This is a genomic window from Alloalcanivorax xenomutans, assembly GCF_900217905.1.
Taxonomy (GTDB): Bacteria; Pseudomonadota; Gammaproteobacteria; order Pseudomonadales; family Alcanivoracaceae; genus Alloalcanivorax; species Alloalcanivorax xenomutans.
Window position 1 is genome coordinate 24,929 of sequence record NZ_OBMO01000022.1, and the last position, 23,630, is coordinate 48,558.

The following is a 23,630-nucleotide window of genomic DNA, read 5'->3' on the forward strand; positions in this document are numbered from 1 at the left end:
CTCTCTCCTCCGTGCCGAGACCCTAAACAGGCTCTAAGCCCCGTGGCTCGGGTCGATACCGCGTTGCGCTGCTCGGATTACCGTAACGCGTTGGCAATACGCCGACCCACTGCGTCGGTGCCGCTGGCCGGATGTCCGGCAGCGAGATCCGTTATCAGCGTCTCATGCAATTGGTGGCCCGCGCTAGAAAAAAGCCGGTTTTTTTCGTTCGAGTTCTTAGTATCGGCGGTGGCGACCGAGCGTTGTCCCAACCATTCCAGCAACAGTGCCAGACTGAACAAAGTGGCGCGCGGATCGGCCAGATTGCGGCCGGCGATATCCGGCGCCGAGCCGTGGGTGGGTTCGAACAGCGCCGGCACACTGGCATCGGCGGGGTTGATATTGGCGGAGGGTGCCACCCCCAAACCGCCCGCCAGGACCGCGGCCAGATCGGTAAGAATGTCGCCGTGCAGGTTACTGGCTACCACCACATCGAAGCGCCAGGGACACTGGACGAATTTCATCGCCGCCGCGTCCACCAACTCGTGATGGGTAGCCACATCCGCGTATTCCGTCGCCACCTGCTGGAAGACGCGGTCATAGAGATCGCCCCAGAAAGCCTGGGCATTGCGTTTGGTGATCAGGCAAACCTGGGATTCGCGGGTTTCGCCCCCGGGTCCGGAGAACGCGCGCACGCGCTTTTCATCGCGGCGCTCCCGCGCCCGTTGCCGGGCCCGTTCGAAAGCATGGCGGATCAGCCGCTCGGTGGCGGCGTAGGTGAACACTTCCAGTTGGGTAGCGATTTCATCTTCGGTACCAGCGCGCAGACGGCCGCCCTGGCCGGCGTATTCCCCTTCGCTGTTTTCCCGGATCACCAGCATGTCCAGTTCCCTGGCGCGCGGATCGGACAGGTAGCGGGGGACGCCGGGGTAATAGCGGGCGGGGCGTTCGCAGGCCCAGAGATTGAGCGATTTACGCAGCGTCAGCAGGGGGGCCAGGGAAACGCTGTCGGGCAGACGGTAGCGGTCCGGTTGATCCAGTGGGCCAGGATCCCCCAACGCTCCCAAGAGCAAGGCGTCGTAGTCGAGCAACTGATCGATAGCGTCGTCCGGCATCATGCTGCCGTGTTGACGATGCCACTCGGTGGCGGGCCAGGGGAGGACCCGGTAATCCAGCGGCAACCGGTGCCGCTGCATCAGGGTGTCGAGGACCGGCACGGTGGCGGCCATCACCTCGCCGCCGATACCATCACCTGGCAGTAACGCGATGGAAACCATGGGCGGCTCCTTGAAACGGGCGGCGCCGACGCGCCGCCGTGGCTGTTACCTCATACGTTATCAGCCCATGCAGAGGTATTTCACTTCCAGATATTCTTCCATGCCGTACAGGGAGCCTTCACGGCCCAGACCGGATTCCTTGACCCCGCCGAACGGGGCGGCGGCATTGGAGATCAGACCTTCATTGATACCCACCATGCCGGCTTCCAGTGCTTCCGCCACGCGCCAAACGCGATGGATGTTTTCACTGTAGAAGTAAGACGCGAGACCGAACGGGGTGTCGTTGGCCAGTTGGATCGCTTCCTGCTCGTCCTGGAAGCGGATCACCGCGGCCAGCGGCCCGAAGGTTTCCTCGTGGCAGAACTCCATGTCCTGGGTAGCGCCGGTGATCAGCGTCGGCTGCACGAAGTTGCCGCCACGTTCATGAGCGGCGCCGCCGACCACGACCTTGGCGCCCTTGGATTTGGCGTCCTCGATGTGCTCAAGCACTTTTTTCACCGCGCCGCCGTTGATCAGCGGTGCCTGGGTGACGCCATCCTCGAAGCCATCGCCCACTTTCAGTTGATTGATCGCCGCCGCCAGTTTTTCCACGAAGGCATCGTGCACGCCATCCTGTACCAGGAACCGGTTCACGCATACACAGGTTTGCCCGGTGTTGCGGAACTTGCTGGCGATGGCGCCTTCCACCGCTTTGTCCAGATCGGCGTCGTCGAAGACGATGAACGGCGCGTTGCCGCCCAGTTCCAGGGACACCTTCTGGATGTGCTCGGCGCACTGTGCCATCAACTGGCTGCCTACTTCGGTGGAGCCGGTGAAGCTGACTTTGCGCACCACCGGAGACTGGGTGATGGTAGTGGAAATGGCGGCGGCGGAACCGGTGATCACATTGATCACACCGGCGGGAATGCCGGCCCGGGTGGCCAGTTCACCCAGCGCCAGCGCGGAATAGGGGGTGGCGCTGGCCGGCTTGACCACCATGGTGCAGCCGGCGGCCAGGGCGGCGCCGGCCTTGCGGGTGATCATGGAGGAGGGGAAGTTCCAGGGCGTGATCGCGGCGGTGACGCCGATGGGTTGCTTGATCACCACGATACGCTGGCCGGGACGGGCGCCGGGGATGGTGTTGCCATAGGCGCGCCGGGCTTCCTCGGCGAACCATTTCAGGAAGGAGGCGGCATAGGCGATTTCGCCCTTGGATTCGGCGAACGGTTTGCCTTGCTCCAGGGTCATGATGGTGGCCAGGTCGTCCTGGTGCGCCATCATTAACTCATACCAGGCGTAGAGCAGTTTACCGCGCTCTTCCGCGGTTTTGTCACGCCAGGCGGGCAGGGCGTTGTCGGCGGCGGCGATGGCCTGCCGGGTTCCCTCTTCCGCCATGCGGGGCACGGTGCCGATGATTTCTCCGGTGGCGGGATTATCCACGTCCAGGGTGGCGCCACCCTCGGCATCACACCACTGCCCGTTGATGAAACACTGCTGGCGGAACAGATCAGAGTCCTTGAGGTTGTGCTGGGTCATGGTGTGGCTCTCCTGAAAGCGCATCAAAGGCAAGAGGCGCGGCCTGTGGCCGCGCCCGTGAAAATAGAGGTATAGGGTTACGCTAGCAGAGCCCGGCGCGCAATCCCATCCCTTGGTAAATCGGATTTACAAATCAGCGTGATCGAGAAAAACAGGCGGGCGGCGGGCCCGCCGGGAGCGGGCCCGCGCGGGCTTACTGGCGGCGCAGGGCCGCGGTGAGATGGGGCTGGATTTTCTGCAGCAGGCCCTTGAAGACCTTGGGCGCTCCGGCCACCACATGGCCAAAGTCCAGGTGCCCGTGGCCGCCAGCGAGGTCGCCCACCAGGCCACCGGCTTCGGTGATCAGCAGTGTGCCCGCGGCCATGTCCCAGGGCGCCAGGCCGATCTCGAAGAAACCGTCCATGCGTCCGGCGGCGACCCAGGCCAGGTCCAGGGCGGCGGAGCCGGGACGGCGCAGGCCGGCGGTGGATTCGGCGATGGACTTGAACATGCCGAGATAGGCATCCAGGTGCTGGACCTGGTCGGCGCGGAAGGGAAAACCGGTGCCGATCAGGGCGCCGGTCAGACCGGCGCGCTTGCTGACCCGGATACGGCGGCCGTTGAGCGCCGCGCCGCGGCCGCGGCTGGCGGTGAATTCCTCATCGCGCAGTGGATCGTAGATCACCGCGTGCTCGACCCGGCCTTTGATGGACAGAGCAATGGAAACGCAATATTGCGGAAAACCGTGGATGAAGTTGGTGGTGCCGTCCAGAGGATCAATGATCCACTGATAGTCGGCACCTTCACCGGTGCCGGTGATTTCGCCGCCTTCCTCGGCGAGGATGCCATGTTGCGGATAGGCTTTGCGAATCACCTCGATGATGCGAGCTTCCGCCGCCCGGTCCACCTGGGTGACGAAGTCGTTCATGCCCTTTTGATCCACGGTCAGGGGATCGTTGTTCTCCGCCGCGCGGCGGATCAGATTGCCCGCCTGGCGGGCGGCTCGCAGAGCAATGTTCACTTGCGGCGCGTGCATGCCGGTATCCTGTCGGTTTAAAAGAGCGGTTCGGGCCGGCGACCTTGAACGGGCACCAGGAGCCATATTGCCGCGAAGTTTAGCAGAGGCGGAGGACTGTGGGCAGGTGAGAATCTGTTAAACTCCCTTTCTTTCCCGCGATTTGGATACATCATGTTAGACAACGTGCGCGTGGTGATGGTGGGGACCACCCACCCGGGCAATATCGGTGCGGCGGCTCGTGCCATGAAGACCATGGGGCTGAGCGATCTGCGGCTGGTGACGCCCAAGATCTACCCCAGTGCCGAAGCTACGTCCCGTGCCTCCGGCGCTGGTGACATTCTCGCCGCGGCCCGGGTTTGCGATAGCCTGGACGAAGCCCTGGAAGGCGCCACTCTGGTGGTGGGCACCAGTGCCCGCCACCGCCGTATTCCCTGGCCTTGTCTGACACCCCGCGAACTCGGCCAACAGTTGGAGCAGGAGCCCGCCGACGCCCGTATAGCCGTGTTGTTCGGACGTGAGGATCGTGGCCTGACCAACGAAGAACTGCACCGCTGTAACCTGCATGTTTCCGTGCCCACCAACCCGGAGTATGGTGTGCTGAACGTGGCGTCGGCGGTGCAGTTGATTGCTTATGAACTGCGTCTGGTACTGGCCGACGACGATACCGTGCCGAAGGCGGCGCGGGCCAATCGCGCCACCATGACGCCACCCCGGATGTACTGGGACGAGCCGGCGGCCAGTAACGATGCCGTCCAGCACTTCCTCGATCATCTGGAGCGGATCATGGTGCGCAGTGAGTTCCTGGACCCGGAAAAACCGGCCCAGGTGATGACACGCATGCGGCGATTGTTCCTGCGCGCCCGCCCCGACAGAATGGAAATCAATATCCTGCGCGGCACCCTGGTGGCCATTGACAAGGCCCTGGATGACCGCTCATAGAGCAGGCAAACAGGCTCTCTGAGGTAACTATGTTCGAGCAGATCAAAGAGGACATCCAATCCGTCTTTCACCGTGACCCGGCGGCGCGTAACACCCTTGAGGTGTTGCTGAATTATCCGGGGCTGCACGCCGTCTTGTTCCATCGGCTGGCGCACTGGTGCTGGCGGCACGGTATGAAACTGCTCGCTCGCCTGATCTCCACCTTCAGCCGCTGGCTGACCGGCATCGAAATTCATCCGGGCGCGCGCATTGGCCGGCGCTTCTTCATTGATCACGGTATGGGGGTGGTGATCGGCGAAACCGCGGAAATCGGTGACGACGTCACGCTCTATCACGGCGTTACCCTGGGTGGTACCAGCTGGAACAAGGGCAAGCGCCACCCGACATTGGAAGATGGCGTGGTGGTCGGCGCCGGCGCCAAGGTGCTGGGGCCGTTCGTGGTGCATAAGAACGCCAAGATCGGTTCCAACTCCGTGGTTACCAAGGAAGTGCCGGAAGGCGCCACGGTGATTGGTATTCCCGGACGCGTGATTCGTCAGCCAGCCAACGAGCAGGAGCGCAATCGCCGGGAAATGGCGGAGAAGATCGGCTTCCAGGCTTATGGCGTCAGCAACGATATGCCCGACCCGGTGGCGGAGGCCATTGGCACGCTGCTGGATCATATGCACGCGGTGGACGGTAAGCTGGACCGGGTCTGCGAGAATCTGCGCCGCCAGGGCATCCAGGGCTGCGACGAGCAGTTGCCGGAATTGAAGGATGAGGACTTCGAGTCCATCAAGGCCCGGGAGGGCACCGACTGACACTCCCGCGCGACGGTATCCAGAACAACAACATCAGATAGCGAGGGCAGGGCATGATCGCGAGACTTTTCCCGCTGTGGGCGGTTTTGTTTTCCATTTTCGCCTATTTCATGCCGTCGCCGCTGGCGGCGCTGTCCGACTGGATCGTGCCGCTGCTGATGGTGATCATGTTCGGCATGGGGCTGACCCTGACCTGGGAAGACTTCCTGCGAGTGTTCAGGGCGCCCGGCGTCATTGGCCTGGGAGTGGCTCTGCAATACCTGGTCATGCCGCTGGCCGCGCTGCTGGTGGCCAAGGTCCTGGCCCTGCCCACGGAGGTGATGGTCGGACTGGTGATCGTCGGCGCCTGCCCCGGCGGCACCGCTTCCAACGTGATCTGTTATCTGGCCCGCGCCGATGTGGCGCTCTCCATTGCCATGACCGCTGTTTCCACCCTGGTGGCGGTGTTGGCGACACCGGCGCTGGTCTGGCTGTATCTGGGTGAAACCCTGCCGGTGCCGGTGGCCGCCATGTTGCTCTCCTTGGTGAAGATCGTGCTGCTGCCGGTGGTCGGTGGCACCCTGATCAATTCTTTACTGGGAGCGCGGCTGGATCGGGTGCGGGATGCCTTTCCTCTGATTTCCGTGGCCGCCATCGTCCTGGTGATCGGTATCATCGTGGCTCTGAACCAATCCCGCATCGCCAGCGGAGGCGCGCTCGTGATGCTGGCGGTGGTGCTGCACAACAGCATCGGCCTGGCCGCCGGCTATGGTGTCGCCAGACTGTTCCGTTTCGACCCGCGCCGTGCCCGCACCCTCGCCATCGAGGTGGGCATGCAGAATTCCGGTCTCGGCGTGGCGCTGGCGGTGAAGCACTTTACCGCCATGGCCGCCTTGCCGGGTGCCTTGTTCAGCGTCTGGCACAACCTCTCCGGCGCCGTGCTGGCCTGGTATTGGCGGCGTCAGGAGGAGTCCGCCGAAGCGGTTCAGGCCGGTGAAGACGCCCGTGGCAACGTCAGATAAACCCCGGCGAGCATCAGTGGCGCGCCAAGCAAATGGTGAAGCCCCAGGGTCTGGCCGAGGATCAACCAGGCGAACAGGGCGGTGAAAAACGGTGTGCTCAGGCGGATCACCGTGGCGGCCGTGGGCGTGATGCGCTGGCAGGCCAGCGGGTAGAGATAGCCAGGGGCCAGGGTGGAGAACAGCGCCAGGCCCACGAACAATCCCCATTGCGGCCAATCGGGCAATGTCAGTGTCGGTGCGGCGAACGGCAGGCTGATCAGGGCGCCCAGCAGGCAACTGATCAATACCACGGTCCAACCCTGGCCCTGCAAACGCGGCCCGGCCAATGAATACAGTGCCATGGTCACAGCGGCGCCCAGGCCGCAGAAATTACCGAGAGCGGGAAGGCGCCCGGCGGTCTCCGCCGTCCCGCCGCCAATCAGCACCAGCACACCGGCAAAAGCCAGAATTCCCCCGACTATCTCCTGGCTGCGTAACGTCTCCCGTCGGCAAACACGAATCAACATGACGAAGAACGGTGAGGTGGATACCAGCAGCGAGACGCTGACCACATTGCTGAAATAAAAACCGACGGTGGCGAACAGATAATAGCCAGTCAGCAGGGCTCCCGCGCCATAGCCATGGCGATTGGGTTTGTGGATACCGCCGGAGAGCAGCAGTGCGGGTGCCAGTAGCACGGCGGCGGTAAGGAAGCGGAACAATAGCGTGGAAGACACCGGCAAAACCGTCAGCAGTGCCACCCAGATACCGGTGGCCCCCCAAAGCGCGCTGGTGGCGAAGGCGTATCCTGTTCCCCGCAGTTGAGTGCGATCCATCAATGAGTCTTCCTTCCGGTGCCGGATAGGGCAAAGCAGAGGGGGCTCAGCGCCCGGCCCAGTGCTTTTCGGCCCAGTGGTTGAGCGCCAGCAGTGTGCTCTCCAGTTCCTCCCCGGCCTGGCTGAGACGATAACCGGTTCCGTCTTCCCGTTGAACCAGATCCAGCTCGCGCAGGGTTTTCAATCGATCATTCAGGACCGTGGGCGACACCTGGTCGCAGCGTTGACGCAAGGCTCTGAAGGACAGGGGGGCATCCCGCAGTTCCCACAAGATACGGAGCGTCCAGCGTTGCCCGAGAATATCCAGCAATACCATGATCGGGCGGCCGGTGGTCGATCCCCGGACGGATTGGCTGACGGTCTTCCTGGCCATGGCGATTCCTTATCGAGTGACTTGACTGCTACATAAAAAGTAGCGGACACTGAGAGGTGTGCTACACATATTGTAGCGACCGGGAGACGACAATGACACACGATTTGAGGCCCCTTTCGGGACCGCCCTTCGACGCCAAGACTCAAGCGATACTGGACAAGCACTACCCGCAGCGGGACGGCGAGGTGTTAAGCCTGTTCCGGGTTTTCGCCCGCAGTCCCCGTCTGTTACGCAAACTCGGCGCGGCGGGGTTGCTGGACGAGGACAGCCCTTTATCGTTGCGGGACCGGGAAATTGTTATCTTGCGCACCACCGCGCATCACGGATGCGAGTACGAATGGGGAGTGCACGCCAAGGTGTTCGCCAAGGTCGCGGGATTCAGCGAAGAGCAACTTGGTGCCACCCGCGTAGCCCCGGCGGAGGCGGGCTGCTGGACGGCAACGGAGCAGGGATTGTTACGGGTGGTGGACGAACTGCATCAACGGGGGCGTTTGTCGGAGGAGACCCTGGTGTATTTCTCCCGTCACTGGGAGACGGAGCAGCAGCTGGAGATACTGGCACTGTGCGGTTTCTATTCGACGGTCAGCTTTATCGCCAACACCGCCGGATTGGCGCCGGAGCCTTGGGCCGCGCGTTTTCCTGGGCAGGGCATGGCCGGCTCGTGATCTGACCGAGGTGGCATGGCAGGCGGGAACGTTGAATCAGATGCGCGTGGCGGCGAACCGCTGCCGCAGCCATTTGGCCGCCGGACCACAGGGGCGTTGTTTGTGCCAGACCAATTCCACCGCCACCGGCAAATCAAAGTCATCGAACTGCAGTTCCGGAATCACCAGATCCGCCGCCACCGGTGATGCCTCGATCACGTGACTGGAGACGAAGGCCCAACCGATTCCCTGTCGCACCAACTGCAGGATCACCCAGTGGCTTTCCACCCACCACACTTCCGGCGCTACTCGTAAACGTTGTTTCTCGGGGCCGTCGCTGTGCGCCGCCACCAGAATCTGGCGATGGCGTTTCAGGTCTTCCCAATCCACCCGTACCTTTGCCAGGGGATGGTGTTTGCCACAGACCATTTTGATCGGCACCCAGCCGAGGGTTTGGAATCCCAGCTCGGTGGGCAGAATTTCCTGCCGCCACATGACACCAAGGTCGGCCTTGCCGGTCAATACCAGGCGGCTGACGTCCTCCATCATGGGAAACAGCAACTCCAGCTCCACGTGGGGGAAGTGTTCGGCGAATTCGGCGAACACTTCGGCCATGATCCGTTCCGGATAAATTTCGTCGATCGCCACCACCAGACGCTGTTCCACATGAGCCTCGAAACTGCGCGCCACGCCGATCAAATGTTCACGCCGGTCGAGGATTACCCTGGCCTCCAGTAACAGGCGTTCCCCGGCCGGGGTCAGTGTGGGGCTGCGTCCGGCACGGCTGAACAATGCCAGCCCAAGATCCTCCTCCAGGTTGGATATCTGGGTGCTGACGGCGGATTGGGCCTTGTGCAAACGCCGGGCGGCGGCGGAGAACGAGCCCGTCTCGGCGGCAATGACGAAGGCCTGTAGTTGGTCCAGGGAGACAGTCATCTATCTGTTTTTAAGATGGTATCTAACTTTATTTCCGCAATATTGAAGATAGATTAGGCGCCAGTCAAACCAGTGAGGAGTGTTTCATCATGGCATTGCGTACGACTCAGGACCGGGTCCGTCACGCGGTATTGTTCGAGCTGATCGGCCTGGCAATCATGGTCCCGGTGGGCGCTTACCTGTTTCAGTTGCCAGTCGGCCATATGGGCGTGCTGGGCGTGGTGGGCGCCACTATCGCCACGGTCTGGAACTTTGTCTTCAATCTGGGGTTTGATCACGCCATGTTGCGTTGGTTGGGCCATACCAGGAAAACCCTGCGTATGCGGGTAGGGCATGCAGTGCTGTTCGAAGGCGGCCTGCTGGTAATGCTGCTGCCGATGGTAGCCTGGTATTTGGGGATCGGTTTGCTGCAGGCCCTGCTGATGGACCTCGCCATGGTGTTGTTCTATCTGTTCTATGCCTTCAGCTTCAACTGGGCTTATGACCGGGTGTTTCCGGTGTCACCGATGGCGAAAGCGGCGGTATGACGATGAGAGGCGGCCATGCATCATACTGGTGCATGGCCGGTTTCCGTATTAACATGAGTACCGTTAAATCCTGAACGAACGGATCCTCCCCCATGAACGTGATCGCACGCCCTGTCGCTGTAGTTGCCCGCTTCCCCGGCGACCGCGTACGCGATCATGGCATGTCCCCACCGGTTTCCTCCGTCGTCACGGCGGTTCGGACATCCGTTGCCGTAGTACGCCAAGTCGTTCGCGGCTGATACCGCTGATTTACCTCCCTGACCTGCTTTAACGGCTTCGCCGCCCGGTTTCCGCGGCGTCAGGTCGGGACCGTTCGTATTCGATGGATGAGCTTTGATGAAAACGGAAAATACCTTTTGGGCGGCCCAGGGCGCCATGGCCACGTTCGTGTTGCTGTGGGGCAGTGCCGCCATCGTCACCCGTTGGGGTTTGGACCACGGCTCGGTTCTTGCCCTGTTGATTCTGCGTTTTGCTCTCGCGCTTGGCGCCCTGCTGTTGATTCGTGGCGGTCGTCTGCTGCCTCCGCGAGGACAGCGTTTGCCCGTGGCTGGCGTCGGCCTGCTGCTGATCGGTTTTTACACCCTGTGTTACTTCCTGGCTTTGGAGCATGAAGTCACGCCGGGGCTCCTGGCCACGGTGCTGGGGGCACAACCGATTCTCACCCTGGTGCTCACCGAGCGGCGCTTCTCGCCGTGGCGTCTGGCGGGACTGCTGCTGGCTTTGCTTGGGCTGACGCTGGTGGTCTACCAGAGTCTGGTTCTGGCCAGGTTGTCCTGGACCGGTATGGCGTTTGCTCTGGGCGCTTTGCTTTGTGTCACCGTCGGCGCGTTATGGCAGAAGCGTATCGCGTTGCCGCCGAGCGAGGTGCTGCCATTGCAATACGCGGTGACGCTGCTGTTGTGCGCTTTGCTGATCCCGTTCCAGCCTTTCCATTGGCAATGGAGTGTGGGGTTCCTGGTGCCGGTGGTATGGATGGGGCTGGGGGTGTCGGTGGCGGCACAGCTGCTGCTCTATCGGATGATCCGCTCCGGTAATCTAGTCAATGTCACCAGCCTGTTCTATCTGGTTCCGGTGGTGACGGTATTGCTGGATTACCTGGTATTCGGCAATGCTCTGTCGGCAATGTCGCTGGCCGGCATGATCGCGATCCTGGCCGGGTTGGCGGTGGTGCATGGCCAGCGGGAGCGGGTTCCCTCCAAGCCGTAGAAGTGAAAAACCGTAAGCACGAAAAAAAAGCAAGGACAGAGGGAGGCGCACGGGTTTATCCCCGGTGCGCCTCCCTCTCTTAATGGGTTTGCTTGCATCATCCGGGGCGGCGGACGGCTCTCAGCTTTCCGCTGCCACCGCCGCCGCAGAAGAAACGGTCCCGGCCATCGGATTCGAGCCCTGACACACCCATTCCGGCCGGCATCTCAATTCGCTCCAGCAGTTCTCCGGTGTCGGAGTCGATACGTCGCAGTTCGCTTTCGTCGTTTTCCCAGGTGCCGTGCCATAACTCTCCCTCCAGCCAGGTGACGCCGGTGACGAAGCGGTTGGATTCAAGCGTGCGGAGAATCGCTCCGGTTTCCGGGTCGATCTGATGGATCTTGCGGCTTCGATGCTGGCCCACCCAGAGTACGCCTTCGCCCCAGGCGAGCCCCGAGTTGCCGCCTTCGGGAGCGGGGAGGGTGGCGATGATCGAGCCGCTTCGAGGGTCGATCTTCTGGATCTGGTTTCCGCTGATCTGAAATAAATGCTGCCCATCGAAGGCGGTTCCGGCGTCCGCGGGGACGTTCAATGAGCGCCCGGTTTGGCCGCTGTCGGGGTCCAGGGCGGTCAGTGTTTCTCCGGTGGCAAGCCAGACGTGCTGGCCGTCGAAGGACACCCCATGGACGGCCTCAATGTCGGGGAAAGGCCCGTATTCGCGGATCAGGTCGGCTGATGATGTGTTCATGCTGTTGTCCTCGTTGCTGCCCTGGGTGTTTTCATCCTAGCCACCCGGCAGCGGGGCCGGGAGTAACAAGGTTGTCGTGAATCCTGGAATGGGAGGAAGCAGCCAGCGGCGGGCGCGACCCCGTCCGAAACATTGCACTTTCTCCTCCCGTGCCAGCGATTCAAGGGCTCTCTGCACGGTACGCTGACTGGCGCCCAGTGCCAGGGCCAGAGCCGAACTGGACCAGGCTTCACCGTCGGCAAGCAGGGCCAGAATGGCGGCGTGTTTTTCGTCCACCGGAGGGGTGAGCACGGCCACGTCAGTGCCGGGTTCGGGGGTCAGGGTGAAGCCCCGGCGGGTTGCTTTTATTCCGGCGTGACCTCGCAGGCGCTGACGCAGACGCCCGACTTCCACCCGCAACCGGGCGCGATGGGAATCGTCGGCAAAGCGGGTTCGGAATACCTTCTCAATAAGAACGTCTCTGGGGACGTCTTCCGGCCAGGCCTCGGCCAGCATGCGAGCGAGAGCGAGCAATATCGGGCGTCCCACAAGCGGGATCGAGGTGCCGCCGCTACGGACCCGATGGCGGCATTCATCCACGATCAGTGTATTGGAAGCCAGCAGCGCTTCCACTTCCTCAAGTAGCAGAGCCCGTTGCCGGCCTTTGTGAAACAGACGTGCCGCTGGCACCGTCAGTGTGAGTGCGGCCTGTTCCACCTCCGCGATCAGAGCCGGAATGCCGCTTTGGCGGGCGGCCGTGCCGGCGCGGGCAAAAGCGGCCCGGGCCCGCCGCGTTTGTAGACGACGCAAGGCAATGCCGGCGATCACCAATTCATGGGCGGCTTGCAACGGGGGAGGGTAGGAAGCGGCGTCGATCCCGGACAGTCCCTGCTCCGCTTCGTCAAGACGACCAAGCAGGAGCTGGCGCCGGATTCGGATATGTCGGGCATGGGCGGCATTGATCCGCTCGCCGTGCTTTTCCAGCGTGGATCTTGCCGCCTCAAGGGGCTGTTCGGACCAACCCAGGTCGCGTGATGCCAGTGCGATCTCGGCCCGGGCGACGACGCAGCGGGCCCGGGCCAGGGCTTCTTTCTTCCCGAAGGCCCGTCCCGCGGCTTTCAGCAAGGCTCCGGCACGGGGCAGGTCTCCGAGTTGCGCCAACGCGATGCCGCGCATGGCCAGCGCGGCGGCATCATCACGCAGGGCGACCTGGTTGAGCGCGGTCAGCGGATCGCCCGCCGCGAGAGCACGCGCCGCCGCCGTGATCAATGAATCCATCGGAATCCCGCCATCTTTGTTACTCACGCTGCCCGCTGGTTGATACCTAGCATAGCCCATGACCAACAACCACTTGGAGGGTGTCACCATGACGAGCCATGCTATAGGAACCCATGAGGAATGGCTGAATGCGCGGTTGCAACTGTTGCGGGAGGAAAAGGAACTGACACGGCGCAGCGATGAGCTGGCACGGCGACGACAGGCTTTGCCCTGGGTGCCGGTGGACAAGAGCTATGTGTTTGAAACCGACAAGGGCGAGGCGTCCCTTGCGGACTTGTTCGAGGGGCGATCACAACTGCTGATCTACCATTTCATGTTCGGGCCCGATTGGAAGGCGGGTTGTCCATCCTGTTCGATGATTGCCGACGGCTTCAATGGTTTCGCCACGCATCTGGCGCAGCATGATGTCATGTTGTGGGCCGTCTCCCGGGCACCACTACAGAAGCTGCGGTCGTTCAAACAGCGTATGGGGTGGGATTTTCCCTGGGCCTCTTCACACGACAGCGATTTCAACTTCGACTTTTCCGCCTCGTACACCAAACGGCAGCAAAGCGAAGGCATTGAATATAACTTCCATCGTGAGCCGGAACGGCCCTGGCGCGCGGATAAGGAGGGCGGCGGCGAGGAAGCGGAAGCCATTTTCGCGGCCATGTGCGGTGTGGACGCACCGACCTTTGAACGCGACCGGCCGGGCATGAGTTCTTTTGTACTTGAAGACGGTGTCGTCTATCACACTTACTCTACTTACGCGCGTGGCCTCGACGGTCTTTGGGGAGTTTACCAATGGCTTGATCGGGCTCCCAAAGGGCGCAACGAAAGCGGTGGAGTCTGGTGGCGGCACCGCGATGCCTATGAGCAAGTGTAGGTAATGGGCGGGCATGGGAGAAACCGCGATGAATAACGGACATGAAGGGCGTTCTGCCTCCAGCGTGGCCGGCATTCTCGCCTTCGCGGCCACGCCTGTGTGCACCATGATGGCGTTGGTGATTGGCCTGAGCGATTCGCCTCATTCAATGCACGATTCGTCCTGGTGGACCGGGATGGCGGCGATGTATGTTCTGATGGGCATGCTGCATCTGGCGCCATGGCTGGATTGGCTGCTTCGTCGGTGGCGACGTGGCGCGGGCATGAATCAAAGTATTCCCGACGAGTTTTGATTTTAGTGTTCGATCGGTCTCCGGCAGCCTGGGTAGGTGTAAGCGTGCTGTCTCAAAGCGGTGGGATCGTGGCAGGAACAGGCAAAGGTGCGGTATTGACCTGACATCGCTTTTTAGCGGATGTTGGTAAAACAGCATCCGGAGACGAATGTGGCACAGAATCCATGGCACTGTCGTAATCGGATGAGTGTTTTTTTGCATCGTTCTTGATATGCGGTAGGGGCCCATGCCCTTATTGGTTATGGTCACCACGCTGATTGTGCAACGCAAAGGAGTTCGCCATGCCCCAGCTTAACGTCAATGGCCAGACCAGGGAGGTCGATGTTCCCGACGACATGCCGCTGTTGTGGGTTCTGCGCGACGAACTTGGCATGACCGGTAGCAAATTCGGCTGCGGCATGGCGCTGTGTGGCGCCTGCACCATGCATCTGGACGGGGCGCCTGTCCGCTCTTGTGTCACGCCGGTGTCCGCGGCCGCGGGGCGCGCGATTTCGACCATCGAAGGCATGGAGTCCGACCGTGTCGGCCAGGTGGTGCAACAAGCCTGGATTGAGAACAATGTGGCCCAGTGCGGCTACTGTCAGGCGGGTCAGATCATGACGGCGGTGGGGCTGCTCAAGACCACAACGGCGCCCACGGAAGAACAGATTGATGGTGCCATGGGGGGCAATATCTGTCGTTGTGGCACCTACCCTCGTATTCGCGCCGCTATCCTGCAGGCGGCGGATCGTCTGGCGCAAGGAGGCGAATAAATGTCCACGACCATACAACTCTCGCGGCGCCGTTTCCTCCAGGGCAGCCTGGGAGCACTGACGCTGGCGGTGACGGCGGGTGGTCTGGTTACCATCGTCAGAGCCGCTGATGCCGATTCCAAGAAGTACGGTGCCGACTCCATGCCGGGCGGTACGGTGGACGATCCTCTGGTCTTCGTGTCCATCGCCGAGGACGGCACTGTCACCATCGTGGCGCACCGTGCCGAGATGGGAACCGGCGTGCGTACCAGCCTGCCAATGGTGGTGGCCGATGAAATGGAGGCCAGCTGGGATCGGGTGCGGGTGGTACAGGCGGAAGCCAACGAGGCCCGCTATGGCAACCAGAACGTGGACGGCTCCCGTAGCATGCGTCATTTTCTGATGCCGATGCGGCGCGCGGGCGCGGCGGCCCGGCAGATGCTGGAAGCGGCTGCCGCTGCCCGCTGGTCGGTGCCCGTGGCCGAGGTCAAGGCGGTGCGGCATGAAGTGGTTCACCCGAGCTCCGGGCGCCGCCTGGGCTATGGCGAGCTGGCGGCCGACGCGGCCCGGCAACCGGTACCCGGTACGGAACAGCTTAAACTCAAGGCGCGCGCCGACTATCGCTACATTGGTAAGAATCAGGTACGCCTGGTCGACCTGGAGGCCATTGGCAAGGGCCAGGCCACCTATGGCATGGATATGCGTCTGCCTGGCATGGTTTACGCCGTGGTGGCGCGCCCGCCCGTGGTGGGCGGCAAACTGCGCCGTTTCGACAGTGAGAAAGCTCTGGCCGTGCCCGGTGTCGTGAAGGTGGTGGAGATTCCCGCTTTCCAGGGGGCGCCGGCATTCCAGCCGCTGGGCGGCGTTGCCGTGGTGGCACGCAACACCTGGGCCGCGATCAAGGGCCGCGAGGCGCTGGAGATAGAGTGGGACGACGGCCCCAACGGTGGCTACGACTCCGCCGACTTCCGTGAGGCACTGACGAAGGCATCGCGTGCAACGGGTAAAACCATTCGTGATAACGGTGATGCCGTGAGCGTGTGGAACGACGCCGCCGAGACGGAGCGGTTCGCCGCTGACTACTACATCCCGCATTTGGCGCATGCGTCAATGGAGCCGCCGGTAGCCACGGTGCAAATCAAGGAGGGCCGTGCCGAGGTCTGGACCTCGGTGCAGAACCCTGAGGCGGCACGGACCGCGGTGGCCACCCGGCTGAAACTCAAGCCGGAAGATGTCAAAGTCAACGTGCTGCTGCTGGGAGGCGGCTTCGGCCGGAAATCCAAGCCGGACTATGTTGATGAAGCGGCCATTGTTGCCCGGGCCATGCCCGAGGGGACACCGGTCAAGTTGGTGTGGACCCGCGAAGACGACATCCACCACGACTACCTGCACACCGTTTCGGCGGAGCGGCTGGAAGCGGTCATCGACAAGAGCGGGAAGGTTCGGTCCTGGCTGCACCGCAGTGCCGCCCCCACCATCGCTTCTCTGTTCGCCGAGGGCGCCAAGGGGCAGCAGCTTTTCGAGTCGGCCATGTCGGCCATCAACATGCCTTACCGGATCCCGAACGTGCGGGTTGAAACCGCGGAGGTTGCCGCCCACGCCCGCATCGGTTGGTTCCGCTCGGTGGCCAATATCCCCCATGCCTTCGCGGCACAGTGTTTCATCGCCGAACTGGCGCATCGCGCCGGCAAGGACCACCGGCAGTTCGCGCTCGATCTGATCGGTCCAGCACGCCAGATCGATCCCGGCGACATGGCGGACACCTGGAACTACACCGAGTCTCCGGAACGCTACCCTTATGATACGGGCCGCTTGCGAGGCGTCATTGAGGCCGCCTGCCAAGGTGCCAAATGGGGGCGCGAGCTTCCCAGGGGGCATGGTCTGGGCCTGGCTTTCTGCTACAGCTTCATGAGCTACACCGCCACCGTGGTCGAGGTCGCGGTGGACGAGAAGGGCGGGGTCCGGGTGCTGGCTGTGGATATGGCCATGGACTGTGGTCCGCAGATCAACCCCGAGCGTATTCGTGCACAGATGGAAGGCGGCGCGGTAATGGGGCTGAGTCTGGCACTCACCAGCGAGATTACCTTCGAGAAAGGACGGGTAAAGCAGAGCAATTTCCACGACTATCAGGTGCTGCGCCACAATGCATCGCCGCGGGTGATACGTACCCATCTGGTCAACGATGACCATGATTTGCCGCCTGGCGGTGTGGGCGAGCCGCCGGTGCCACCGGTGGCTCCGGCCCTGTGCAATGCCATCTTCGCCGCCACCGGCAAGCGCGTGCGTAGCCTGCCGGTGGGGACGGTGACCTGAATGTGGCAAGTCGGATCGCGGATTGATCTGTTTCGGAGTCGGTCTTGAAGGAAAACCACTGGGTTAACACATCGCCGGTCCGAACGCTGCGGACCGATGATCCGCTGGAACTGCTGACATTCGCGCGGGCCAGTTTCCGTGGCGGCGGCGTGGCGATCGCCATGCTGGTTGGCATCAGGGGAGGCGCGGCGCGCGCGCTCGGCTCGCAGGTGGTGGTCACCGAGGAGGGTGAATTCGCCGGCTTCGTTTCCGGTGGCTGTGTGGAAGCGGCCGTCGCGGCCGAGGCGCTTCTCGCCATATCCGAGGGCCGTGATCGCTCCGTGCTCTACGGCGAGGGCTCGCCATTTTTTGACATCGTACTGCCCTGTGGAGGCGGCATCACCGTCGCCATTCATGTACTCAGAGACATCGACGCCATCGATCAGGTTATCGCGTGTCTCGACAAGCGCGGTCCGGCCGGGCTGGCTTACTCTCCGCAACAGCAAACGTTGAGGTGCGTTGCGTCACCGGAACAGGCCGGGTGGCGCGATGACACCTTTGTGTCGGTCTATCGTCCGGTGACGCGGGTGGTGATATCCGGGGGCGGCATTGAAGCGGAACGCGTTGCCCTGCTGGCGGAGTGCTCGGGCTATGATGCCGTCGTTCTCGACCCCTCCCGGGCCGCGGAAGGGCTGGACGGGGTGGCCGATGCCTATAGCGCCATTGTGCTTCTGCATCACGATCTGGACGCGGAACTGCCGTTCCTGGAAAAGGCGCTGAACGCCCCAGGCTTTTACCTCGGCGCCCTGGGCAGTACCCGAACCCATCGCAAACGTATCGAACGCTTGCGCGGCCTCGGTTTCAGTGATGAGGACGTGGCTCGGATCAAGGCGCCGATTGGCCTGTTCGGGCCGGCAAGAGAGGCGTCGTCCCTGGCCATCTCGGTGCTCGCTGATGTCGCCGCGACGCGCCTGGCGACGTTCGTCTGAATATCGGTAGGGTGGATCGTGCCAGGCGCTGGCGGTGGTCAGTTTTTCAGCACGCCGCCTGCCCGGATGACCGCTTCGGGCGTGTCGACGTCGAGAAGCGCGGCGGGACCGGTTTCCACGTCGACGATCGGCAGCTCCGACCGCTCGATCAATGACCGCGCTCCGCTATCGCCGGACAGGTGCCGCATGGCGCCATAAAGGGCCTTGGGAATGATAACGGGATTGCCGCGTTGTCCATTGCAGCTTGCGCGCGCCAGCACATTGCCGCCTTGCTGGCGGAATGTCTGGACCAGTTGGTCGATATGCCCCGGGTTGATCGCCGGCATGTCGGCCAGCATTACCAGAGTGCCGTCGGCTTTGGTGATCGCCGGATGAGAAAACCCGCGGGCCAGAGAGCTGCCGATACCGGTGCCATAGGCGGGATTGAACTGCTGTTCCACCTCGAGCCCCAGCAGTGCCGACCCGATTCGTGAGTGCTGATGTCCGGTGACGACGATGACCGGGTGAAGACGGGACGACAACAGGGTTTGCGCCGATCGTCTCACCAGCGCACAACCGTCGAATTCGGCCAATAGTTTATGTTGACCGCCTGGCCCCATGCGGCGGGCCTCGCCGGCGGCGAGCAGCAAACCGGCGACCGTGATCTTCCTGCCTGGCACCGATAGCCCTCTTATCCGTATTCAGGAAAGGCAGTATGGCGCCGTCCCATTGAAAGTGAAACGGCGTCTATCCGTAAGCTGGCTACTATCGGATTGAAGGTGGGCTGAAAGGTTCATGGGCGGAAACCGGTGGGGCGGTTTCCGCCTGGCGGGCGGGTTGGCCCTGGTCGCCTGTGGCGAGGGGCAAGCGGGATCAGACGTTGAAGCGGAAGTGCACCACGTCGCCGTCCTTGACCACGTACTCCTTGCCTTCCAGGCGCCATTTGCCGGCGTCCTTGGCGCCCTGTTCGCCGTTGTAGGCGACGTAATCGTCGTAGGCGGTGACCTCGGCGCGAATAAAGCCTTTCTCGAAGTCGGTGTGGATGACGCCGGCGGCTTGCGGGGCGGTGGCGCCGATCTTTACGGTCCAGGCCCGAACTTCCTTCTTGCCAGCGGTGAAATAGGTGTGCAGCCCCAGCAGACTGTAGCCGGCGCGAATCACCCGGTTCAGGCCGGGCTCTTCCATGCCCAGGTCGGCCAGGAAGTCGGCTTTTTCATCGTCGTCCAGCTCGGCGATTTCCGCTTCGATCTTGGCGCAGATTGGCACCACCGAAGCGTTTTCCTTTTCCGCCAGTTCCCGTACCGCGTCCAACAGCGGGTTGTTGTCGAAGCCGTCCTCGTCCACGTTGGCGATGTACATGGTGGGTTTGAGGGTGAGCAGGTTGAGGCTGCGCAGTTGTTTGCGTTCGTCGTCACTCAGTTCGGCGGCCCGGGCCGGCTCGCCTTCGTTCAGTAACGGCAGCACTTTGTCCAACACCGGTAACAGCGCCTGGGCTTCCTTGTTCTGGCCCTTGGCGGCTTTGGTGGCGCGCTGATGGGCGCGTTCCACGGTGTCCAGATCGGCCAGCGCCAGTTCCGTGTTGATGACGGCGATGTCGTCCAGGGGGGACACCTTGCCGGCCACGTGGATCACGTTCTCGTCATCGAAGCAGCGCACCACATGAGCGATGGCGTCGGTCTCCCGGATGTTGGCCAGGAACTGGTTGCCCAGGCCCTCGCCCTTGGAAGCGCCGGCGACCAGGCCGGCGATATCGACGAATTCCATGGTGGCTGGCAGCACCCGTTCCGGATTGACGATGGCGGCCAGCTTGTCCTGCCGTGGGTCGGGGATGGGCACCACGCCGGTGTTCGGCTCAATGGTGCAGAAAGGGAAGTTTTCGGCGTCGATGCCCGCCTTGGTCAAGGCGTTGAAAAGAGTGGACTTGCCCACGTTGGGAAGTCCCACGATGCCGCACTGAATACCCATAGCCATACCTCCACGTTCGAGGGCGCAATGCTACTCAAGCCGTCGGCAAAAAGCGACCGTCCCGGCGGGTTGCCAGGGAGCCGGGACGGCCAGGCGCTGGCGCCGGGAGGCCGGCCGTGGGGCGCCGCTAGACTGGTCGGTCAGAAAACCAAGAGTCTGATGATCATGCGTATCCTTTACCAGTTTCCCATATCCCATTACTGCGAGAAGAGCCGTTGGCAATTGGAGCATAAGGGACTGGCCTACGAGACCCGTGACCTGCTGCCCGGGGCGCACTGGCCACGGACCCGCTGGCTGGCCCGGATCGGTACCGTGCCGGTGTTGCGTGACGGCGAGCGCAGGGTGGGGGACTCCACCAAAATCGCCTACTACCTGGAAAAGTACTATCCCGAGCGCTCCCTGATTCCCGAGGACGCGTCTCTGCGCCACCGGGTCATTGAACTGGAGCAGCAGTTCGATCGCCTGGGTGTCCATCTGCGAACCTGGATGTACGGGCATGTGCTGGATCGCCCGGAAACCATGGAGTTACTGCTGGCGCCGGCGGGAATGGCCCCCTGGATAACGCGATTGCTGGCGCCGCCATTGCGTGAAGCCATCCGCCGCAAATACGCCATCAATCCGAAATCGGTGGTTTATGCCGGTGAGCGGGTGGAGGACGGTCTGACCCTGGTGGAGACGCTGCTGGTACAAAACGGGGGAGACTATCTGGTCGGGGATCGTCTGACGCTGGCGGACATTACCGCCGCCAGTCTGCTGGCGCCGATGATGGGGATCGCCGGCACCCCCTGGGAGGGGATCGCGGTTTCCAGCTTGCCGGAGCCGATCCGGCATCAGTTCCGGTTGGTCCGTGAACGCCCTGCCGGGCAATGGGTGAAGGAACGCTACCTGCGCGATAGATAATGGGGGCTGGCTTGGGGCCGGCGGTCAGGCGCGAAAACCGTTCAGGTGGTTCATGGCGCTGTTAAGATCGCCGCGCAGCAAATCGGGGGTATAACGCACCGCTTCGTCGATGGCGTGTTCGATAAGCGTACGGTCAGCGGTGGAAGGTTTGTTGAGCACATGGGGCGTAACCAGCTGGGCGCTGCCCGGGTGGCCGATGCCGATGCGCAGCCGGTAAAAGTTCCGGTTGTTGCCGTGGCGACTGATGATGTCCTTGAGGCCATTGTGGCCGCCGTGCCCGCCGCCTTGCTTGAAACGGGCGGTGCCGGGTGGCAGGTCCAGTTCATCATGGGCGACCAGGATTTGCTCGGTGGGGATCTTGAAGAAGTTGGCCAGGGCGGAGGTGGACTGCCCGCTGCGGTTCATAAAGGTGGTGGGGACCAGCAGGCGAATGGTTTCGCCCTCGAAAGTAAAAGTCCCGGTGACGCCGAAGTACTTCTTTTCTTCGTTGAGGTGAACCCCATGGGCGCGGGCCAGCGCGTCCACGTACCAGACGCCGGCGTTGTGGCGGGTCTGCTCGTATTCCTGCCCCGGGTTGCCGAGGCCGACGATCAGTCGAACCGGTGCCATGTCCCTATCCTGAAATCATAAAAAACGGGGGCCGAGGCCCCCGTTTCGTCTCGGGCCGGTTATTCCTGGCCTTCGCCTTCTTCCGCTTCGCCGCCTTCTTCGGCGTCGTCGCTATCGCCGCGCACTTTCGGCTTGTGCACCGCGGCAACCGGCTGGTCGTGGCTCTCGCCGTGGCTCAGTTCGACCAGGGTCACGCCTTTCGGCAGTACCAGATCGGACAGGTGAACCACCTGCTCCAGTGCCACCTCGGCCATGTCCACTTCGATGAATTCCGGCAGGTCCTGCGGCAGACAGCTGACCTGAACCTCGGATACGTTGTGGTGGATTTCACCGCCTTCCTTCTTCACGCCCACGCAGGTTTCTTCGTTAATGAAGTGCAGCGGAACGGTCATGGTGATGGCATGGCTGGTGTCCACGCGCAGGAAGTCAGCGTGGATCGGGAAGCCGCTGGACGGATGGCGCTGCAGATCACGCAGTACCGCCTGGTGCTCTTTGCCTTCCAGTTTCAGGGTCAGCACGTGGCTGTAGAAGGCTTCGTTTTCCAGGGCTTTACGCAGTTCGCGCATTTCCAGGGACAACATGGCGGGTTCGGCGGTACCACCGTAAAGAACAGCGGGAACCCGGTCTTGCAGACGACGCAGGCGGCGGCTCGCACCTTTCCCCTTGTCGCTGCGTGCTTCAGCGTTCAGTACAAACTCATTGCTCATGAGTGTTCTCCAGTAAAGCTCCGCGGCACCCCGCGACCAGGCGCACCGGGAGGGATCAGTCGAATAAAACCGGCAACGGGCCGGAAGGGGGCGGATTATGCCGGAAAAGAACGCTAGACGCTAGACGCTAGACGCTGGACGCCGGACGAAAAGCAGAAAGCCCGCCGAAGCGGGCTTTGGAAAGCGTCAGGCATCCAGCGTCAGGCGTCCGGCGTTACACCAGCTCGAGGCGGTCGAACATGGCGGAGAGGGACTCCTCGTTGTTCACCCGGCGTACCGTTTCAGCCAGAATCGGTGCCAGGCTGAGCACGCGGATGTTGGGGCAGGCTTCGCCCTCCGGGGACAGCGGGATGCTGTCGGTGACCACCAGCTGATCCAGCGGACTGTTGCGGATGTTGTCGATGGCCGGGCCGGACAGCACCGCGTGGGTGCAGTAGGCGTAGACCTTGGCGGCGCCATGGTCTTTCAGGGCCTGGGCCGCCTTGCACAGGGTGCCGGCGGTATCGACGATATCGTCCACCAGGATGCAGGTGCGGCCTTCGACTTCACCGATGATGTGCATGACCTGGGATTCATTGGCTTTCGGGCGACGCTTGTCGATGATCGCCAGATCCAGGTCATTGAGCTGCTTGGCCAGGGCGCGAGCGCGCACCACACCGCCCACGTCCGGGCTCACCACCATGGCGTCGTCGTACTTCTGGCGCTCGATATCGGCCACGAACAGCGGCGTGGCGTACACGTTGTCCACCGGGATATCGAAGAAGCCTTGAATCTGGTCGGCGTGCAGGTCCACCGTCACCACCCGGTCGATGCCCACCGCGGTGATCATGTCGGCCACCACCTTGGCGGTGATCGGTACCCGCGCGGAGCGCACCCGGCGATCCTGACGGGCATAGCCGAAGTAGGGCATGACGGCGGTGATGCGGCCGGCGGAGGAGCGGCGCAATGCATCCGCCATCACCAGCACTTCCATCAGGTTGTTATTGGTGGGATTGCAGGTGGACTGGACAATGAACACGTCCTTGCCGCGCACATTCTCCTGGATATCCACCGCGACTTCGCCGTCGCTGAAGGTGCCGACTTCGGCATCACCCAGGGGAAGGCTGAGGTGTCTGGCCATGGCGTCGGCGAGAACCGGGTTGGCGTTACCGGAAAAGATGACGAGTTTGGACACTGGCGTCCCCTAGGATGTTGAAAGTACCGTTTTGAAGTACTACAGGAAAGATGGCTGGGGTACCAGGACTCGAACCTGGGAATGACGGGATCAAAACCCGTTGCCTTACCAACTTGGCGATACCCCAACACTAA

General features: G+C 62.5%; 25 protein-coding genes and 1 tRNA gene. 12 read left to right on the forward strand and 14 right to left on the reverse strand.

The window, feature by feature from the left end:
• Positions 1–77: 77 nt before the first annotated feature.
• The 3 genes from CRO06_RS16500 to suhB form a co-directional block, all read right to left on the reverse strand.
• Complete coding sequence (locus CRO06_RS16500) at positions 78–1,256, reverse strand: isocitrate/isopropylmalate dehydrogenase family protein (protein WP_022996337.1); 1,179 nt, start codon at positions 1,254–1,256, stop codon at positions 78–80.
• Between the two features lie 60 nt (positions 1,257–1,316).
• On the reverse strand, positions 1,317–2,771 hold the full coding sequence (locus CRO06_RS16505; RefSeq protein WP_022996336.1) for an NAD-dependent succinate-semialdehyde dehydrogenase: 1,455 nt from the start codon (positions 2,769–2,771) through the stop codon (positions 1,317–1,319).
• 193 nt (positions 2,772–2,964) lie between these two features.
• Entirely contained in the window at positions 2,965–3,786 is an 822-nt protein-coding gene (suhB, locus tag CRO06_RS16510; RefSeq protein WP_022996335.1) for an inositol-1-monophosphatase, read from the reverse strand.
• A 153-nt stretch (positions 3,787–3,939) separates the two neighbouring features.
• On the opposite strand from suhB, the gene CRO06_RS16515 reads away from it, so the two are divergent.
• Genes CRO06_RS16515 through CRO06_RS16525 form a run of 3 tightly spaced genes read left to right on the forward strand, consistent with a single transcriptional unit; the run spans position 3,940 to position 6,508 of the window.
• Positions 3,940–4,707, forward strand: coding sequence for an RNA methyltransferase (locus CRO06_RS16515; RefSeq protein WP_022996334.1), 768 nt, complete (start codon positions 3,940–3,942; stop codon positions 4,705–4,707).
• A 29-nt stretch (positions 4,708–4,736) separates the two neighbouring features.
• Entirely contained in the window at positions 4,737–5,507 is a 771-nt protein-coding gene (gene cysE / locus CRO06_RS16520; protein ID WP_022996333.1) for a serine O-acetyltransferase, read from the forward strand.
• Positions 5,508–5,560: 53 nt separating this feature from the next.
• Positions 5,561–6,508 (forward strand): bile acid:sodium symporter family protein, encoded by a 948-nt coding sequence (locus tag CRO06_RS16525; protein ID WP_097058900.1) that lies wholly within the window; start codon positions 5,561–5,563, stop codon positions 6,506–6,508.
• On the opposite strand, the gene CRO06_RS16530 is transcribed toward CRO06_RS16525, so the two are convergent.
• Positions 6,472–7,323: a DMT family transporter gene (locus tag CRO06_RS16530; protein ID WP_063139804.1), complete on the reverse strand. Its 852-nt coding sequence runs from the start codon at positions 7,321–7,323 to the stop codon at positions 6,472–6,474. The two genes, CRO06_RS16525 and CRO06_RS16530, sit on opposite strands and share 37 nt — an antisense overlap.
• A gap of 46 nt (positions 7,324–7,369) precedes the next feature.
• A complete protein-coding gene (locus CRO06_RS16535) occupies positions 7,370–7,696 on the reverse strand; it encodes a winged helix-turn-helix transcriptional regulator (RefSeq protein WP_022996330.1) in 327 nt (108 codons plus the stop codon).
• Between the two features lie 92 nt (positions 7,697–7,788).
• On the opposite strand from CRO06_RS16535, the gene CRO06_RS16540 reads away from it, so the two are divergent.
• A complete protein-coding gene (locus tag CRO06_RS16540; protein WP_097058901.1) occupies positions 7,789–8,361 on the forward strand; it encodes a carboxymuconolactone decarboxylase family protein in 573 nt (190 codons plus the stop codon).
• 36 nt (positions 8,362–8,397) lie between these two features.
• Here the strand turns inward: CRO06_RS16540 and CRO06_RS16545 are convergent, their stop codons facing one another.
• Positions 8,398–9,276 carry a LysR family transcriptional regulator gene (locus CRO06_RS16545; protein ID WP_097058902.1) on the reverse strand — a complete coding sequence of 293 codons (879 nt, stop codon included), beginning with the start codon at positions 9,274–9,276 and terminating at the stop codon, positions 8,398–8,400.
• Between the two features lie 89 nt (positions 9,277–9,365).
• Here CRO06_RS16545 and CRO06_RS16550 point away from each other — a divergent pair, with 89 nt between their 5' ends.
• Both CRO06_RS16550 and CRO06_RS16555 read left to right on the forward strand, forming a co-directional pair.
• On the forward strand, positions 9,366–9,803 hold the full coding sequence (locus CRO06_RS16550) for a PACE efflux transporter (RefSeq protein WP_022996325.1): 438 nt from the start codon (positions 9,366–9,368) through the stop codon (positions 9,801–9,803).
• A 336-nt stretch (positions 9,804–10,139) separates the two neighbouring features.
• On the forward strand, positions 10,140–11,009 hold the full coding sequence (locus CRO06_RS16555; protein WP_097058903.1) for a DMT family transporter: 870 nt from the start codon (positions 10,140–10,142) through the stop codon (positions 11,007–11,009).
• Between the two features lie 97 nt (positions 11,010–11,106).
• On the opposite strand, the gene CRO06_RS16560 is transcribed toward CRO06_RS16555, so the two are convergent.
• On the reverse strand, positions 11,107–11,736 hold the full coding sequence (locus tag CRO06_RS16560; RefSeq protein ID WP_022996323.1) for a Vgb family protein: 630 nt from the start codon (positions 11,734–11,736) through the stop codon (positions 11,107–11,109).
• Positions 11,737–11,772: 36 nt separating this feature from the next.
• On the reverse strand, positions 11,773–12,993 hold the full coding sequence (locus CRO06_RS16565; RefSeq protein WP_097058904.1) for a helix-turn-helix domain-containing protein: 1,221 nt from the start codon (positions 12,991–12,993) through the stop codon (positions 11,773–11,775).
• Between the two features lie 88 nt (positions 12,994–13,081).
• Here CRO06_RS16565 and CRO06_RS16570 point away from each other — a divergent pair, with 88 nt between their 5' ends.
• The 5 genes from CRO06_RS16570 (at position 13,082) to CRO06_RS16590 (ending at position 18,162) form a co-directional block, all read left to right on the forward strand.
• A complete protein-coding gene (locus CRO06_RS16570) occupies positions 13,082–13,858 on the forward strand; it encodes a DUF899 domain-containing protein (protein ID WP_055098991.1) in 777 nt (258 codons plus the stop codon).
• Between the two features lie 28 nt (positions 13,859–13,886).
• A complete protein-coding gene (locus tag CRO06_RS16575; RefSeq protein ID WP_022996320.1) occupies positions 13,887–14,150 on the forward strand; it encodes a hypothetical protein in 264 nt (87 codons plus the stop codon).
• A 281-nt stretch (positions 14,151–14,431) separates the two neighbouring features.
• Positions 14,432–14,902 (forward strand): (2Fe-2S)-binding protein, encoded by a 471-nt coding sequence (locus CRO06_RS16580; protein ID WP_097058905.1) that lies wholly within the window; start codon positions 14,432–14,434, stop codon positions 14,900–14,902.
• Positions 14,903–17,194: a xanthine dehydrogenase family protein molybdopterin-binding subunit gene (locus CRO06_RS16585; RefSeq protein ID WP_097058906.1), complete on the forward strand. Its 2,292-nt coding sequence runs from the start codon at positions 14,903–14,905 to the stop codon at positions 17,192–17,194. It begins immediately after the preceding gene.
• Between the two features lie 44 nt (positions 17,195–17,238).
• On the forward strand, positions 17,239–18,162 hold the full coding sequence (locus tag CRO06_RS16590; protein WP_097058907.1) for an XdhC family protein: 924 nt from the start codon (positions 17,239–17,241) through the stop codon (positions 18,160–18,162).
• 38 nt (positions 18,163–18,200) lie between these two features.
• Here the strand turns inward: CRO06_RS16590 and CRO06_RS16595 are convergent, their stop codons facing one another.
• Both CRO06_RS16595 and ychF read right to left on the reverse strand, forming a co-directional pair.
• A complete protein-coding gene (locus tag CRO06_RS16595) occupies positions 18,201–18,821 on the reverse strand; it encodes a nucleotidyltransferase family protein (RefSeq protein ID WP_097058908.1) in 621 nt (206 codons plus the stop codon).
• Positions 18,822–19,014: 193 nt separating this feature from the next.
• The gene (gene ychF, locus CRO06_RS16600; RefSeq protein ID WP_055100885.1) at positions 19,015–20,106 is read right to left on the reverse strand and encodes a redox-regulated ATPase YchF; all 1,092 of its coding nucleotides are present in this window, start codon (positions 20,104–20,106) and stop codon (positions 19,015–19,017) included.
• Between the two features lie 27 nt (positions 20,107–20,133).
• Between ychF and CRO06_RS16605 the strand changes: the two genes are divergently transcribed.
• The gene (locus CRO06_RS16605; RefSeq protein ID WP_097058909.1) at positions 20,134–21,006 is read left to right on the forward strand and encodes a glutathione S-transferase family protein; all 873 of its coding nucleotides are present in this window, start codon (positions 20,134–20,136) and stop codon (positions 21,004–21,006) included.
• A 24-nt stretch (positions 21,007–21,030) separates the two neighbouring features.
• Here the strand turns inward: CRO06_RS16605 and pth are convergent, their stop codons facing one another.
• From pth to CRO06_RS16625, 4 genes are all read right to left on the reverse strand, one after another.
• Positions 21,031–21,615, reverse strand: a complete 585-nt coding sequence (pth, locus tag CRO06_RS16610) for an aminoacyl-tRNA hydrolase (protein ID WP_022996313.1) — start codon at positions 21,613–21,615, stop codon at positions 21,031–21,033.
• A gap of 59 nt (positions 21,616–21,674) precedes the next feature.
• Positions 21,675–22,322: a 50S ribosomal protein L25/general stress protein Ctc gene (locus tag CRO06_RS16615; protein ID WP_097058910.1), complete on the reverse strand. Its 648-nt coding sequence runs from the start codon at positions 22,320–22,322 to the stop codon at positions 21,675–21,677.
• 214 nt (positions 22,323–22,536) lie between these two features.
• Positions 22,537–23,496, reverse strand: a complete 960-nt coding sequence (locus CRO06_RS16620; protein WP_022996311.1) for a ribose-phosphate pyrophosphokinase — start codon at positions 23,494–23,496, stop codon at positions 22,537–22,539.
• Between the two features lie 51 nt (positions 23,497–23,547).
• Positions 23,548–23,623: transfer RNA gene (locus CRO06_RS16625), tRNA-Gln, on the reverse strand.
• Between the last annotated feature and the right edge of the window lie 7 nt (positions 23,624–23,630).

What these genes read in the sequence shown, in the direction of transcription:
- CRO06_RS16500 (WP_022996337.1), bottom strand. Translation starts at nt 1,256, where the DNA reads ATGGTTTCCATCGCGTTACTGCCAGGTGATGGTATCGGCGGCGAGGTG.
- CRO06_RS16505 (WP_022996336.1), bottom strand. Translation starts at nt 2,771, where the DNA reads ATGACCCAGCACAACCTCAAGGACTCTGATCTGTTCCGCCAGCAGTGT.
- suhB (WP_022996335.1), bottom strand. Translation starts at nt 3,786, where the DNA reads ATGCACGCGCCGCAAGTGAACATTGCTCTGCGAGCCGCCCGCCAGGCG.
- CRO06_RS16515 (WP_022996334.1), top strand. Translation starts at nt 3,940, where the DNA reads ATGTTAGACAACGTGCGCGTGGTGATGGTGGGGACCACCCACCCGGGC.
- cysE (WP_022996333.1), top strand. Translation starts at nt 4,737, where the DNA reads ATGTTCGAGCAGATCAAAGAGGACATCCAATCCGTCTTTCACCGTGAC.
- CRO06_RS16525 (WP_097058900.1), top strand. Translation starts at nt 5,561, where the DNA reads ATGATCGCGAGACTTTTCCCGCTGTGGGCGGTTTTGTTTTCCATTTTC.
- CRO06_RS16530 (WP_063139804.1), bottom strand. Translation starts at nt 7,323, where the DNA reads ATGGATCGCACTCAACTGCGGGGAACAGGATACGCCTTCGCCACCAGC.
- CRO06_RS16535 (WP_022996330.1), bottom strand. Translation starts at nt 7,696, where the DNA reads ATGGCCAGGAAGACCGTCAGCCAATCCGTCCGGGGATCGACCACCGGC.
- CRO06_RS16540 (WP_097058901.1), top strand. Translation starts at nt 7,789, where the DNA reads ATGACACACGATTTGAGGCCCCTTTCGGGACCGCCCTTCGACGCCAAG.
- CRO06_RS16545 (WP_097058902.1), bottom strand. Translation starts at nt 9,276, where the DNA reads ATGACTGTCTCCCTGGACCAACTACAGGCCTTCGTCATTGCCGCCGAG.
- CRO06_RS16550 (WP_022996325.1), top strand. Translation starts at nt 9,366, where the DNA reads ATGGCATTGCGTACGACTCAGGACCGGGTCCGTCACGCGGTATTGTTC.
- CRO06_RS16555 (WP_097058903.1), top strand. Translation starts at nt 10,140, where the DNA reads ATGAAAACGGAAAATACCTTTTGGGCGGCCCAGGGCGCCATGGCCACG.
- CRO06_RS16560 (WP_022996323.1), bottom strand. Translation starts at nt 11,736, where the DNA reads ATGAACACATCATCAGCCGACCTGATCCGCGAATACGGGCCTTTCCCC.
- CRO06_RS16565 (WP_097058904.1), bottom strand. Translation starts at nt 12,993, where the DNA reads ATGGATTCATTGATCACGGCGGCGGCGCGTGCTCTCGCGGCGGGCGAT.
- CRO06_RS16570 (WP_055098991.1), top strand. Translation starts at nt 13,082, where the DNA reads ATGACGAGCCATGCTATAGGAACCCATGAGGAATGGCTGAATGCGCGG.
- CRO06_RS16575 (WP_022996320.1), top strand. Translation starts at nt 13,887, where the DNA reads ATGAATAACGGACATGAAGGGCGTTCTGCCTCCAGCGTGGCCGGCATT.
- CRO06_RS16580 (WP_097058905.1), top strand. Translation starts at nt 14,432, where the DNA reads ATGCCCCAGCTTAACGTCAATGGCCAGACCAGGGAGGTCGATGTTCCC.
- CRO06_RS16585 (WP_097058906.1), top strand. Translation starts at nt 14,903, where the DNA reads ATGTCCACGACCATACAACTCTCGCGGCGCCGTTTCCTCCAGGGCAGC.
- ychF (WP_055100885.1), bottom strand. Translation starts at nt 20,106, where the DNA reads ATGGGTATTCAGTGCGGCATCGTGGGACTTCCCAACGTGGGCAAGTCC.
- CRO06_RS16605 (WP_097058909.1), top strand. Translation starts at nt 20,134, where the DNA reads ATGCTACTCAAGCCGTCGGCAAAAAGCGACCGTCCCGGCGGGTTGCCA.
- pth (WP_022996313.1), bottom strand. Translation starts at nt 21,615, where the DNA reads ATGGCACCGGTTCGACTGATCGTCGGCCTCGGCAACCCGGGGCAGGAA.
- CRO06_RS16615 (WP_097058910.1), bottom strand. Translation starts at nt 22,322, where the DNA reads ATGAGCAATGAGTTTGTACTGAACGCTGAAGCACGCAGCGACAAGGGG.